Origin of the sequence: Pseudoalteromonas sp. MelDa3 (assembly GCF_002863625.1) — a bacterium.
Taxonomy (GTDB): domain Bacteria; phylum Pseudomonadota; class Gammaproteobacteria; order Enterobacterales; family Alteromonadaceae; genus Pseudoalteromonas; species Pseudoalteromonas arctica.
Map to the genome: position 1 here is coordinate 1 of NZ_PJBR01000039.1, position 13,262 is coordinate 13,262.

Here is a 13,262-nt window from a genome sequence, read left to right on the forward strand (position 1 = left end):
TTTTTAGCACGTCAAACAGATTTAGTTGTGGCGATGGCTAAAACAGGTGCAATTATTAACGTGAAAAAACCACAGTTTTTAGCGCCACATGAAATGCGCCACATCATTACTAAATTTAATGAAGCGGGTAATAATAACATCGCACTTTGTGAGCGTGGTTCTAGCTTTGGTTACAACAACCTAGTGGTTGATATGCTGGGTATGGATGACATGAAAGCAATGGCGCCTGTTATTTTTGATGCAACACATGCACTTCAGCGCCCTGGTGGCCGAGCTGATTCTGCTGATGGTCGTCGTGCACAAGCAGCAGAGCTTGCACGCAGCGGTATGGCGCTAGGTATTGCAGGTTTATTTATTGAGGCGCATCCAAACCCTAATGAAGCTAAATGTGATGGCCCATGTGCGCTAGCGCTTAGTAAGTTAGAAGGATACTTAACGCAAATGAAAGCGGTTGATGATTTAATTAAAAGCTTTGCCCCACTTGATACAAGTGCAAGCGATTTATAATTAAGCATGATGTTTATTAAAAAGCGACTCAGGTCGCTTTTTTTATGCCTTTAATATACACAAACTTATATGATGTATATAATCTCACGCATAAGAAAAACTAATTCTAAGCTTGGTTATTATGTCAAGACGGGTACCTCCATTAAACGCATTAAAAGCCTTTGAAGCGGCTGCGCGTCATTTAAGTTTTACTAAGGCTGCAGAAGAGCTCTATGTAACGCAGGCGGCAGTAAGTCATCAAATAAAAACACTTGAAGAGCATTTAGGTTTAAAGTTGTTTTTACGTAAAAACCGCTCATTATTATTAACTGAAGAAGGCCAAGGCTATTTTTTAGATATAAAAGAGATTTTTACTCAGCTTATTGATGCAACTGAAAAGCTATTAGCCCGTGGTGCTAAGGGCTCATTAACAGTTAGTCTAACACCAAGTTTTGCTATTCAGTGGTTAGTGCCTCGTTTGAGTTTGTTTAATGAGTTACACCCAGAGATAGACGTGCGAATAAAAGCACAAGATCAAGATGAAAACTCACTGACTGATGACGTAGATATTGCTATTTACTATGGAAGAGGTCATTGGAATGGCGTACAAGCGTACAAACTTCATACCGAGTATTTAGTACCACTTTGTAGTCCTATGTTATTAAGCGGATTAAAGCCGCTTGATCAACCTAGTGATTTAGCGCATCACACCTTATTGCATGACACCACACGTAAAAACTGGAAAACGTGGATGAAAACTGCAGGTGTGCGTAACATTCAGGTAAATCAAGGACCTATATTTAGTCACTCATCAATGGTGTTACAAGCTGCAGTACATGGGCAAGGTGTGGCAATTGGTAATAGTGTATTAGCTAAACCCGACATAGATGCAGGGCGTTTGGTTATTCCGTTTAATCACAGTCTAGAAAGTAAAAATGCATATTACTTAGTGCTTCGCGAATCGCAAACAGAGCTTGGTAAAATAGTTTCGTTTAAAGAGTGGATGCTGAGCTTAGTAGAGCATGAACAAGAACATGAGTATTAATAATGATTGAATGGTTTAAAAGCACCGCACAACCTGCAATTGCACAGTTTATATTTGCGCATGGTGCAGGTGCCGGTAGCGATTCTGACTTTATGCAACATATGGCAAAATTAATAAGCGATCAAGGTGTTGATGTTGGTTTATTTGATTTTGAATATATGCAAATTGCTAAACAAACTAATAAACGTAGGCCTCCAGAGCGAGCGCCAAAGCTACTTACTTATTATGAGCAAGTGCTTGGTCAGGCGCAGCCAGATTTACCGTTATTTATAGGCGGTAAATCGATGGGCGGACGCATGGCATCAATGCTTGCGTGTAGCACAGAGCAAAGACTTTCGGGTGTTATTGCATTTGGTTATCCATTTCATCCGCCGGGTAAGCCAGAAAAGTTACGCACCGATCATTTTGCTGATATTGTTTGCCCTTTTTTAGTATTACAGGGTGAGCGAGATACATTTGGTACACGTGAAGAACTGCTTACTATGGAAATGCCAAAACAGCCTTTACTCACATGGCTGGCTGATGGCGATCATTCATTAAAGCCACGTAAAAAAAGTGGCGTAACTGAACTGCAAAATAGAGAAACAGCAGCGTTAAGTGCCGTTGAATTTATTAAGCAACAAGTAGAGATGTGTTAAGACTCGATTAGGGGATTAGATGATTAAATTATTTTTAATGGCCGGCAGTATTTTTTGTATGCTCTCGGTTATGTTAGGTGCATTTGCTGCTCATGGTTTAAAAAGCCGTTTATCGGAGTATTCATTAGGGGTTTTTAAAACAGCTGCTGAGTATCAAATGATGCATGGCCTTGCACTTATTGCGGTGGCTATTTTAATTAAATGGGGCATAAACCTGAGTTGGGCTGGTGGCTTTTTTATAACGGGCACACTACTTTTTAGTGGCAGTTTATATTTACTCGCTCTAACAGATATGAAGTGGCTAGGGCCGATAACACCGCTTGGTGGATTGTGCTTTATTATTGGTTGGATTGTTATTTTAGTGCAAGTCGCACGATTTAAGTTTTAAAGAGTTTAAGGGTTAATATGTCTAGTGTTGTGATTTATTGTCGTAGTGGTTTTGAAAGCGATGCCGCTGCTGAAATAACGTTTCATGCTGCAGAGCAGGGTTTTGCAGGGTATGTAAAAGCAAAGCCAAATACAGGTTATGTTGTTTACGAATGTTTTGAAGCGCATCACAGCGACGAAATAATCAAAAAAGTCGATTTTAAAAATATGGTGTTTGCACGCCAATGGTTTGCCGGTACATTACTTGAAAACATGCCAGTAGAGGACCGTGTAAGTGCAGTAGTTGAAGCTGCTAAAGATTTTACATTGTGCTCAGAACTGCGCGTAGAAACGCCAGATACAAATGAAGGCAAAGAGCTTTTAACGTTCTGTAAAAAAATATCAACGCCGCTTAAAAAAGCCCTCGAAAAACAAAATACAGTACTGCGTGAGCCAAAAGCAAACCGCCCAGTAATGCATGTCATGTTTTTAACAAACAATACGGCTTATGTTGGTTACTCGTATAGCTTTAATAATTCTCCATTTTTCATGGGTATTTTACGCCTTCGTATGCCAAGCGATGCACCGAGTCGTTCAACGTTAAAACTCGACGAAGCGTTTAATGTATTTATTCCTGAGCAACAACGTGAATCACGCGTGGCAGCAGGTATGCGCAGTGTTGATTTAGGTGCATGCCCGGGTGGTTGGACTTATCAGCTTGTACGCCGTGGTATGTTTGTAAGTGCGATTGATAACGGCCCAATGAATGACGATTTAATGCAAACGGGGCAAGTTAAACATTTTAGAGCAGATGGTTTTAAATATCGCCCAGAAAAAAGAAATATTACTTGGTTAGTGTGCGATATGGTGGAAAAACCAACCAAAGTGACTACGCTAATGATTGACTGGGCAGTAAATGCATACGCAAAAGAGTTTATATTTAACTTAAAACTACCTATGAAAAAACGCTTTGATAGTGTTTATGAATGTCTTTCGATGATAAGAAAAGAGCTTGAGAAACATAGCATTAATTACGAGTTACAAGCTAAACATCTCTATCATGATCGTGAGGAAATAACCGTTCATTTAAACGTTACTAAGGTGCCACAAAATTTGTATAGTTAATATGTAGAGGCTAAAAGTGGTAAAAAACAATATTAATAAATGGCTAAGTTTACTTTTTTTATCACTTTTAATCACAGGTTGTGGCGGCGGCGGAGAAGGTAGTGATTCAACTACGCCCTCTGGTAACGCTGCGCCCAGTGTTACGCTCTCTGTTAGTAGTAACGTTATTGTCTCTAACCAATCGTTTACTATTACTGCGCTTGCAAGTGATAGTGACGGGCAAATAGCCAATTATCAATGGCAACAACTTAGTGGTCCTGAATTTACATTTATTGTTAATGGCAATACGCTTACAGCTACTGCACCGAGTGTAACCACTGACACGACCTTTAGTTTTTCAGTTACTGTTACTGATAATTCAGGTGCTACTGCACAACAAGTATTTTCAGGCACTATCACTTCTCAAAATAATGCACCTACAGTTAATATTACAGGCCCAAGTAGTGCACTTGCTAACACACAAGTAAGCTTAGTTGCTAACGCTCAAGATACAGATGGAACCATAAGCACTATTAGTTGGATTCAGTCTGCGGGAGATAATGTTGATTTTAGCCAGTCAGATGGTGTACTTAGTTTTACTGCCCCCAATGTATCTGAAAATACAACGCTAGGTTTTAGCGTAACCGTAACTGACAATGCCGGTAAAAGCGCTCAAGCGAGTAAAACGGTTTTAATTAATCAAGTAAATAGCGCGCCAACAGTTATTGTTACAGGCCCTGAAGAAGCTGAAAAAGATGACAGTGTAACCCTAGTTGCAGATGCACAAGACAGCGATGGTAGTATTAATAGCATAACCTGGCAGCAAACAAGTGGCCCTGTAGTTGAACTTGCCCAAACAGAAACAAGTATTAGCTTTAATGCGCCCACTGTTGCGCAAAATACCAATGTAACGTTTGTAGTAACTGTTACCGATGACGATAACGCTACAAATAACGCCCAGAAAATAGTTGTAATATTAGCCCCAAATAACCCACCGACTGCCGATGATGTAAATATCAATGTGCAATATAACCAAGCCACAGAATTTAGCTTAGTGGTTAGCGACGCTGATAACGATAGCGTACAGATTGACTTTGGTGATGATTTAAATGGTGCGCAAATCAGTGTTATTGATGCCCAAGCCTTACGTTTTAGTTACACACCTCTTGCAAACAGTATCACTCCACAAAGCTATACGTTAACGGCGACTGATACAAAAGACACAACCGAATTTGTACTGAGTGTTACCGTTGTTGATTCAACGCCCGCTACAATTAGTAATGTAACGCCCCAAAATAGTAATGAACCAGTATTTGTAGATAGCCCTGTTAGTATTACATTTTCAGATATTATGCTCGTGAGTACTTTAGCCGTTAACTCTAGTAGTGGTACTTGTACTGGAAGCGTACAAGTGTCAGCAGATAATTTTACTACTTGCTTGGCCTTAACTATTGAAAGTTTGTCGGGTACTACCAGCGACACAAGTACTTATTTTCATACTGTAAATTTAAGCGCAAGCTTTGATGAAGACACTCAATATATTGTTCGTGTTACAGCTGATTTAGCTAATTTTGATAGCACAACTATTTTGGCGCAAACTGCCACCTCGTTTACAACTTCTAGCCAAGATATAAAAATAACAGAGCTTTCATCTGTGCAATTTAGTAATGACTTACCTTGGATTGAACTTTATAACGGCACCGGTGCGACAGTAAATTTACAAGACTACTCTCTTAAAGCTCGCAGTATTAATATGTCTGATAGTACGTTGAGTGATGAGCAAGTATTTGCGCTGCCTAATAAAGAGCTTTTAAATGGCGCCTATATTATTTTACAAAGCCGCTTTGGCGATGATTTTTTAGCAAGTGCGTCATTAAATAACACTAAGCTTGTACTTGTTGGTAGCGCGAATGATCAAATTAGGCCTTATTGGTACATAAATGGTTTTGCAGAATTACTTAATAGTGCGGGTACACAAACTATCGACTTTGTTAAGTTTGGAAATTCAACCCAAGAGCCTGTAACAGCCTCGCAGTGGCAAGGCGAAAATGCTGCACAAATACTGCCAGAGCAGGGCGCCAGCTTAAAGCGTACGCTCGGCGCAACCGATACCAACCAAAATACAGACTGGAACTACTCAGTATTCAATACTCCGGCAGGGCCTAACGATATAACTTGCTCAATAGATGATGATGAAGACGGTATTCCAGATTGTGCAGAGGTAGAGGGAGCAACATTTGGTGGGCTGCCTTTGTATGAATGGGGGGCGCGTACTTCACAAAAAGATATATTTATTGAAATAGATTATATGGATAGTAGTGATGTTGGAATAACGCCTCATCGAACTGCACTTGAAAAAATTGTTAGTGTATTTGCAAGTAAAGGCTATACCGTTCATTTTGATGTAGGTGACTTATTTGATCAGAATAGCGATATTGCGCCGCAAAACTTTGATTTAGGTGGCGGAAATGTTGTCCCTTTTAATAGTTATACTCCGTTTGAGTACGATTTAAGTAGCCCTAATTTGTTTGCTTATAAAATGGAATATACCGATATAACCCGCAGACCCATCTTTCATTACTTATTAATGGCAAGTAGTGGAAATGAAGATGGCAGTATTAGTGGGTCGGGTATTGCTGAGATCAGCGGTAATGATTTAATGGTAACTATGGGCGGCTGGGGCTTAACGCTCGATACGCAAATAGCAACCAATGTAACTTATAATTATCAAGCATCAACTATCTTTCATGAGCTAGGCCATAACTTAGGCTTATACCATGGTGGCAATGAAGAGGTTAACTTTAAGCCTAATCATTTAAGCTCTATGAATTATTTATATCAATTAGCGGGTTTATCAACAATAGGTAATAACGAAGGCGATCGTTATTATGAGCGTTTTTATCCCGGCAATGCTAGCTGCGATATTACACCAAATACTAATAGTCATTTAGGCTCTACAGATGATTTTATTATTGATTATTCAAGTGGTAGTTCAGCAGATTTAAATGAGAGCACAATACTTGAAGCACAGGGGCTAAATCGAAATGGCTCACTACCTGTTGATTTTAACTGTAATGCAATTAACACCGAAAGCCTAACCAGCTTTGATACTAACCAAGATAATACAATATCAATACTTAGTGATGTAGATGAGTGGAGCATGCTTAATTTGCAGTTTTATATGCAAAGTGCAGGTAATCGATTTGGCGTGCCAAATACTAATAATAGTAAGGTGTATAATTTACAAAGCTCACCTACTAATATTGAAACGCTGCCCAGTTATATAAAAGAAGCGCAGCCAAGTAGTGCAATTATTGCTGAGTTAAAAGCAATTAAAGAGCATTAATATGAAACTAGGGTTAAGTATTAAGTTTATTGTTTGTAGTAGTTTTTTAAGCTTACTAATAGCGTGTAGCGATACTAACAATGCACGTGAATGGTTACTAAAAAACGACAATTTATATTACAAAAATACAGCTATTGACTGGCGAGTTGAATCAGTAAAGGGCTGTAAGACATGCGTTATAAGGCAAGATGTTGTTTATCAGCCTGAAGGCATTAGTAGTTATAATACGTTAATGCAGAGTCAAAATTGGGTGGCGGTACATGAGTTAAGTAAAATCAATGTTATTCGTTTAAAGATGCCAGACCAAACACCTTACTTATTCGTAGAGCGTATAAAAGGGCGAACACTAAAGCTGTTTGATCAGCAGCAAAACTACAGTATAAAAATTGGTGAAGTTACAGCCGTTAATTTTAACAATCAGCGCTTTAGTATTTTGATTAAAAAATTTGAAGAAGTAGATAAACAAAGCGTCGCATTACCAAGGCGTGCATCGCTTGAGTTTATTGTTTTAAAAATAGATTAAAAAAAGCACCTTAGGTGCTTTTTTATCTCGGGTGCCGTGACCTTTGAATATTGAAAAATCAGCAACCTCTTAATTAACTACGGTATTTTGGTCGATAATTATCGACCCACAAACGTGTTGCACCACACACAGCTACAGGCATAACTATTAAGTTTACAAAGGGTATAGCCGTTAATAACATAACAGCAAAACCAAACCCGTATGATAAACCTTGCTTAGATTTTAAATCGTTTTTCATCTGCTTAAAGCCAATTTTATGGTTATCAAACGCATAGTCTTCATACTGCACCGCGTACATCCAACAGGTAAACAAAACCCATAGTATTTGTCCAATGACAGGTAAAACCCAAAGTAGTATGAAAAAACCAATAGCGCGAGGAAGGTAATAGCACAACTTCGTCCACTCACGGGCAAGCATTCTAGGTACATCTTTAACTAATTCGGAAAAACCATCATCGTTAATTTTTTGACCCGTTAAATAAAGCTCAACTTTTTCGCTTAATAAAGCATTGAATGGGGCTGCAATAAAATTAGTGATTATAGTAAATAGCATACTGTAGCTAAATAATACGACTAATACAGCAATTGGCCACATTAGCCACTCAAGCCAGCTTAACCATTCTGGTAGCATGTTACTGATGTAGCTAAAGCTATCACTTAGCCATCCAAATAAGAAAAACAACGAACTACCAAATAGCAGAACATTAATTAAAAGCGGGATAAGTACAAAGCGCTTTAACCCTTTTTGGCTAATTAATTTAAATCCCGAAAAAAAATATTCCATACCTTGTGTGATCTGCACTGTAACCTCAAAAAATATTTACCATTAGTTATAGTATAAATAGCTTAATAATTTTGAACAGTAATTTTAAGTAACAAAGTGTTAGCTTTAATGTTGCGGTTTTGGTTATATAGTAACTACAGGTGTTTAGTAATATGCAATTATGATTAATCAATGTAGACCAGATTAGTTTTTTTATTAATAAAAGAATGAACTTACTAATCATGACTATACTGAACTTTACTACGTAGAAAAAAAGCATCTACCAGAGGCTTTTTGTTGTATCAATATGTATAAATAATGCGAGCAAGTGAAAATGGGTACGGATAGGTTAAAAAAGTTATTATCTCACCAGCAAGGCATTTTATCTAAAATTGCATTAGGGGTACCTTTAAATGAGGTGCTTACTGAAATTTGTTTATCAATAGAGCAGATTATTGATGATGAATCTGCTAGGTGTTCCATTTTATCAGTTAAAGGCCAGCAGCTTTTTCATTGCGCAGCCCCTAATATTCACCCAGAGTACTGTAGTTTGCTTAATGGAGTTCACATAGGGCCAAAAGTGGGCTCTTGTGGTACTGCTGCATTTTCGAAATCGCGCACAATTGTAGAAAATATTGAAATCTCACCGCTATGGGAGGACTTTAAAGCTTTAGCGCTAAAGTTTGATCTTAGGTCATGTTGGTCAACACCTATTTTTTCAACTCAAGCTGATTTGTTAGGCACCTTTGCTATCTATCACAGCACACCTAAAACCCCATCAGAGCAAGATTTAGAATTAATAGATTTTTTTGTGCACTTTTCAAGTATCGCTCTTGAGAAAAGTAACGAATTTGAGAAGGCAAAACAGCTTGTCGTTAATTTACAGCACAGTAATGAAAAATTTAAAGCCTTCACCAAAGTAATGCCCGATCTCATCCTCATTTTAAGTGAAGATGGCACATATACCGATGTTTATGGTACCTCTAATGAGTTACTGCTTGATTCGACCACGGATCTTATTGGTGAAAATGTTAAAGACCTGCTTCCTCAAAAAGATGCGAAGATGATAATGGACGTCATTGAAACAACACTCTCGACTAACGAGATGCAAATTTTTGAATATGAATTAGATGTGCCAAAAGGAAGTATAGTTTTTGAGGGACGAGCTGCCGCTTTAGATCATTACAACCCCAATAGTCCTACAAAAAGACATGTAGTATGGATGGCCAGAGATATTTCAATAAAGAAAAAGGCTGAGCAAGAAGTTCATAAACTCGCCTTTTACGATCCATTAACTAATCTTCCAAATAGAAGAATGCTTAGCGACAGATTAAGCGCGTGTGTAGAGAGTGTTAAGCGTAATAAAAATATAGGGGCATTATTATTTTTAGACCTAGATAACTTTAAGCGTATTAATGACTCGTTAGGGCACAGTGCGGGTGATGAAGTACTTGTAGAGTTATCAAAAAGGTTAAGCGCAATAATAAAAGGCTCAGATACACTGGCCAGAGCGGGTGGTGATGAATTTATTATTTTACTCAAACACATAGGGCAAGATACAAAGCAAGCAATCCTAGAATGTAAAGCCGTTGCTAAAGAAATTCAAAGAGCTTTTCATGATAAGTTTGAAGTGGGCAACCTTGCATTTCAAGTAAGTTGTAGCATAGGTATTTGTCTAATTGATAGCGTAAATGCACAGGCTGACAATATATTAAAATTTGCAGATACTGCTATGTATCGTTCTAAAAATAAAGGGGGTAATAGCAGCAGCTTTTACGATCCAGCCTTGCAAACACTACTTGAAAAGCAAACAGAGCTAGAAACCGACATAGTGAGAGCAATTGCATCTAATGAGTTTTGTGCTTACTTTCAGCCACAAGTTAATACGCAGGGTGATGTTGTTGGTGCTGAAGCACTTATTAGATGGAACCAACCTCAAAGAGGGCTGATAACAGCAAACGAATTTATACCTATTGCAGAGCAATACGGACTTATTCAAAAACTACAAAATATTGTTTTGCATGATATATGTATTTTAATTAACGAGCTTAAAGCAAGCGCTATCATTGACGACTCGTTTAGTGTTTCAATTAATATTAGTCAAAGTCAGTTCAATTCATCAAATTTAAAAGGTGAGCTGTTCAACACTATCAATGAATTTGATATTCGAGCATCACAAATTAAGTTAGAAATAACCGAGTCAATGCTCTCTAGTGATATAGATTATACAATTAGGCAAATGAAAGAGCTCATTGCGGCTGGCTTTTTATTTTCGATTGACGATTTTGGAACTGGATACTCTTGCTTAGCTTACTTAAGTGCGTTTCCTGTTAAAGAATTAAAAATAGATAAAAGCTTTATTGATAAAATTTTAGATAATGAGATTGGCTTTAATATCGCGCAAACAATTATCAGTTTAGGAAAAAGCTTAAACTTAGTGGTCGTTGCAGAAGGCGTAGAAACAACAGAGCAGTATGACTTACTTAAAAAAATGAATATTGACACTATGCAAGGCTACTTAGTTGCAAAGCCGATGGATAAAGAACGTTATTTAAAATGGCATAGTGCTAATAGCAATCCGCAATAATACTTAATCAATTAGAGGGATTAAATCTGGCGGTAACTGTGTTAAAAAATTCTGCCTTGTTATCGACACGATTTTCTTATCTCAAAATAGATCACTTAATTAAGCAAATTTGGTACGGAAATGCTCTCAGAGCTTAATTACTTAAAGGCCAATGTTTAATAATTGGGAATAACCTAACAGAGATTTCCCATATGCTAGGTCACTTTTACTTTTTCTAACTGCTAAAATTCCCCAAACTATATGCTAAATAAGGACTAAAGATTTTTTGGTTAAACAATGCTAAGCTATGCCTGCTTGAATATATTATTTAAAGCTTAATAAACTTATAACAATGAATGGAAGCTTTATGCAGTTAGTCGATTTGAACCCTAATGATCCCGATGTAGTAAATGTATTTGACGATATAGACCGACTTATAAATTCTTTATACCCTGTTGCTACAGCGCAGTCTTTGGAGTTAAACGAATTAACCTTACCTAATGTGTATGCTATTGGTTTAAAAACTGAAGAAGGTATTATCGCTTGTGGTGCGATTGTAGAGAAATTTGATACTCAGCCTTATGGCGAAATAAGACGTTTATATGTAAAACCAAGTCATCGTGGTAAAGGGCTATCAAGACGTATTATGCAGATTTTATTACATCAAGCTGGCGAAAAGAAAATCCCGTTAATACGTTTAGAAACAGGTCCAAAGCAAATAAAATCAATCAATTTATATGAAAATTTAGGCTTTAAACGCTGTAGCAGTTTTGGCTCATATGTAGATAATCCACAAAGTGTATTTATGGAGTTAGGGCTTAGCCAATAAGCTTATTAACGCTACGACATGTTAAAGCTTAATGTGTCGTAAATATCTGGCCTCATTATTACCTTGTAATAAAAGTCATACTCAAACTATTAACTATAAAAGCAGCTTTTATAGTGATGCAAAAAATACTTCACTGTTTTTAACACCTGTCTTCGTATAAAATCTGCCTCGATAATTAGTGACTAACTTACAAAGCGAGAATTTTTATCTTTTCTAAAAGTAGCAATAAACAAATGAGCGAAATAACAGTAGTAACCCACAATGGTAATTTTCATGCAGATGACGTTTTTAGTATTGCGGTACTTAAACATGTTTTGCCAACGTTTAAACTGGTACGTACTCGCGATAAAGCGCTTATAGAGAGTGCCGACTTTGTAATTGATGTAGGTGGCGAATACGACCCTGAAACTAATCGCTTTGATCATCATCAACGCGGTGGTGCAGGCGAGCGAGAAAATGGCATCCCTTTTTCATCATTTGGTTTAGTGTGGAAAAAATACGGCTTAGCGCTGTGTGATGATAACCAAGCCGTGGCTGATAGAGTGGATTCAGGCTTAGTTTCAACCATTGATGCCATTGATTGTGGTCATGTTGAAGGTGTATCAAAAGGAATAAGCTTGAGCCAAACAATCTCAATGTTTAACCCTACGTGGGAAGAAGAGAGTAACTTTGATACCTGTTTTGATGAAGCTGTTGAATTTGCAGCTCGCATGCTCATTCGTTTTATCGCCTCAGCTCACGGTAGTGTAAATGCAAAAGCGATTGTTGCTAAAGCAATTGAAAATGCAGAAGATGCCAGAGTTATAGTGCTTGAAAAATACACACCGTGGAAAAAAACAGTGCATATTTTATCAAGCGATGCGCTATACATGGTTTACCCATCGCATTCTGGGCAATGGATATTACAAACAGTACCCGTTGAGCCTGGCTCGTTTGAAGATAGAAAACCGCTTCCTAAAGCATGGTCAGGTTTATCTGATCAAGCGTTTATAGATGAAACCGGTATTGACGACGCTGTGTTCTGTCACAATGGCTTATTTATAGCGGGCACTAAGTCGTTTGAAAGCACAATGAAACTTGCCACCATGGCGCTTAGCGAATAACAACGCAGATTCATAACGAATACTAAGCATAACAATTTATATAGATTGTTATGCTTGTTATATTAGCGTGGAGCATTATGTTTGAACTAAAAACAATCGCACTTTTTACTATTACAGCCTTAGCAGAAATAGTGGGTTGTTATTTGCCTTACCTTTGGCTTAAGCAAGATAAAAGCATTTTACTTTTAATTCCTGCGGCTTTAAGTTTGGCACTATTTGCATGGTTGCTATCTTTACATCCTACTGCAGCAGGGCGCGTGTATGCAGCTTATGGCGGCGTATATATTTGTGTTGCGCTATTATGGTTATGGGTTGTTGATGGCGTAAAGCTTACTATGTGGGATATTATTGGTGGTTTAGTTGCACTGCTAGGTATGGCTATAATTATGTTCGCACCAAAAAGTGCATAGCTGGCTCATACTCAATAAATAAAAAGCGCCTATTTATAGGGGAAAACACATATAGGCCCTGTCTTGGCTAAAAACCAAATGCA

11 protein-coding genes and 1 pseudogene are annotated in these 13,262 nt (G+C 37.7%); 11 read left to right on the plus strand and 1 reads right to left on the minus strand.

Going from position 1 to position 13,262, the window contains the following annotated elements; translation table 11 throughout:
* The 7 genes and pseudogenes from CXF89_RS09690 to CXF89_RS09720 form a co-directional block, all read left to right on the plus strand.
* Nucleotides 1-507: pseudogene (locus CXF89_RS09690) on the plus strand (3-deoxy-8-phosphooctulonate synthase); the annotation flags it as partial.
* Nucleotides 508-628: 121 nt separating this feature from the next.
* Nucleotides 629-1,531: a transcriptional regulator GcvA gene (locus CXF89_RS09695; RefSeq protein WP_002958561.1), complete on the plus strand. Its 903-nt coding sequence runs from the start codon at nt 629-631 to the stop codon at nt 1,529-1,531.
* Nucleotides 1,532-1,533: 2 nt separating this feature from the next.
* Nucleotides 1,534-2,169, plus strand: a complete 636-nt coding sequence (locus CXF89_RS09700; protein ID WP_121954485.1) for an alpha/beta family hydrolase — start codon at nt 1,534-1,536, stop codon at nt 2,167-2,169.
* A 19-nt stretch (nt 2,170-2,188) separates the two neighbouring features.
* Complete coding sequence (locus CXF89_RS09705) at nt 2,189-2,557, plus strand: DUF423 domain-containing protein (protein WP_180961393.1); 369 nt, start codon at nt 2,189-2,191, stop codon at nt 2,555-2,557.
* Nucleotides 2,558-2,574: 17 nt separating this feature from the next.
* Nucleotides 2,575-3,660 carry a 23S rRNA (cytidine(2498)-2'-O)-methyltransferase RlmM gene (rlmM, locus tag CXF89_RS09710; protein ID WP_007583974.1) on the plus strand — a complete coding sequence of 362 codons (1,086 nt, stop codon included), beginning with the start codon at nt 2,575-2,577 and terminating at the stop codon, nt 3,658-3,660.
* 16 nt (nt 3,661-3,676) lie between these two features.
* On the plus strand, nt 3,677-6,985 hold the full coding sequence (locus tag CXF89_RS09715) for a PKD domain-containing protein (RefSeq protein WP_121954486.1): 3,309 nt from the start codon (nt 3,677-3,679) through the stop codon (nt 6,983-6,985).
* A gap of 1 nt (nt 6,986) precedes the next feature.
* Nucleotides 6,987-7,508 (plus strand): hypothetical protein, encoded by a 522-nt coding sequence (locus CXF89_RS09720; RefSeq protein WP_101216154.1) that lies wholly within the window; start codon nt 6,987-6,989, stop codon nt 7,506-7,508.
* 73 nt (nt 7,509-7,581) lie between these two features.
* Here the strand turns inward: CXF89_RS09720 and cysZ are convergent, their stop codons facing one another.
* Nucleotides 7,582-8,292 (minus strand): sulfate transporter CysZ, encoded by a 711-nt coding sequence (gene cysZ / locus CXF89_RS09725; RefSeq protein ID WP_180961394.1) that lies wholly within the window; start codon nt 8,290-8,292, stop codon nt 7,582-7,584.
* A 313-nt stretch (nt 8,293-8,605) separates the two neighbouring features.
* Here cysZ and CXF89_RS09730 point away from each other — a divergent pair, with 313 nt between their 5' ends.
* From CXF89_RS09730 to CXF89_RS09745, 4 genes are all read left to right on the plus strand, one after another.
* Nucleotides 8,606-10,858 carry a sensor domain-containing phosphodiesterase gene (locus CXF89_RS09730; protein WP_121954488.1) on the plus strand — a complete coding sequence of 751 codons (2,253 nt, stop codon included), beginning with the start codon at nt 8,606-8,608 and terminating at the stop codon, nt 10,856-10,858.
* Between the two features lie 346 nt (nt 10,859-11,204).
* Nucleotides 11,205-11,666, plus strand: a complete 462-nt coding sequence (locus CXF89_RS09735; RefSeq protein WP_024591605.1) for a GNAT family N-acetyltransferase — start codon at nt 11,205-11,207, stop codon at nt 11,664-11,666.
* Nucleotides 11,667-11,899: 233 nt separating this feature from the next.
* Nucleotides 11,900-12,769, plus strand: coding sequence for an MYG1 family protein (locus tag CXF89_RS09740; protein WP_024591604.1), 870 nt, complete (start codon nt 11,900-11,902; stop codon nt 12,767-12,769).
* Nucleotides 12,770-12,846: 77 nt separating this feature from the next.
* Nucleotides 12,847-13,179 (plus strand): YnfA family protein, encoded by a 333-nt coding sequence (locus CXF89_RS09745; RefSeq protein WP_007378102.1) that lies wholly within the window; start codon nt 12,847-12,849, stop codon nt 13,177-13,179.
* The last annotated feature ends 83 nt before the right edge of the window (nt 13,180-13,262 follow it).

What these genes read in the sequence shown, in the direction of transcription:
- CXF89_RS09720 (WP_101216154.1), top strand. Translation starts at nt 6,987, where the DNA reads ATGAAACTAGGGTTAAGTATTAAGTTTATTGTTTGTAGTAGTTTTTTA.
- CXF89_RS09695 (WP_002958561.1), top strand. Translation starts at nt 629, where the DNA reads ATGTCAAGACGGGTACCTCCATTAAACGCATTAAAAGCCTTTGAAGCG.
- CXF89_RS09735 (WP_024591605.1), top strand. Translation starts at nt 11,205, where the DNA reads ATGCAGTTAGTCGATTTGAACCCTAATGATCCCGATGTAGTAAATGTA.
- CXF89_RS09700 (WP_121954485.1), top strand. Translation starts at nt 1,534, where the DNA reads ATGATTGAATGGTTTAAAAGCACCGCACAACCTGCAATTGCACAGTTT.
- rlmM (WP_007583974.1), top strand. Translation starts at nt 2,575, where the DNA reads ATGTCTAGTGTTGTGATTTATTGTCGTAGTGGTTTTGAAAGCGATGCC.
- CXF89_RS09705 (WP_180961393.1), top strand. Translation starts at nt 2,189, where the DNA reads ATGATTAAATTATTTTTAATGGCCGGCAGTATTTTTTGTATGCTCTCG.
- CXF89_RS09745 (WP_007378102.1), top strand. Translation starts at nt 12,847, where the DNA reads ATGTTTGAACTAAAAACAATCGCACTTTTTACTATTACAGCCTTAGCA.
- cysZ (WP_180961394.1), bottom strand. Translation starts at nt 8,292, where the DNA reads ATGGAATATTTTTTTTCGGGATTTAAATTAATTAGCCAAAAAGGGTTA.
- CXF89_RS09730 (WP_121954488.1), top strand. Translation starts at nt 8,606, where the DNA reads ATGGGTACGGATAGGTTAAAAAAGTTATTATCTCACCAGCAAGGCATT.
- CXF89_RS09740 (WP_024591604.1), top strand. Translation starts at nt 11,900, where the DNA reads ATGAGCGAAATAACAGTAGTAACCCACAATGGTAATTTTCATGCAGAT.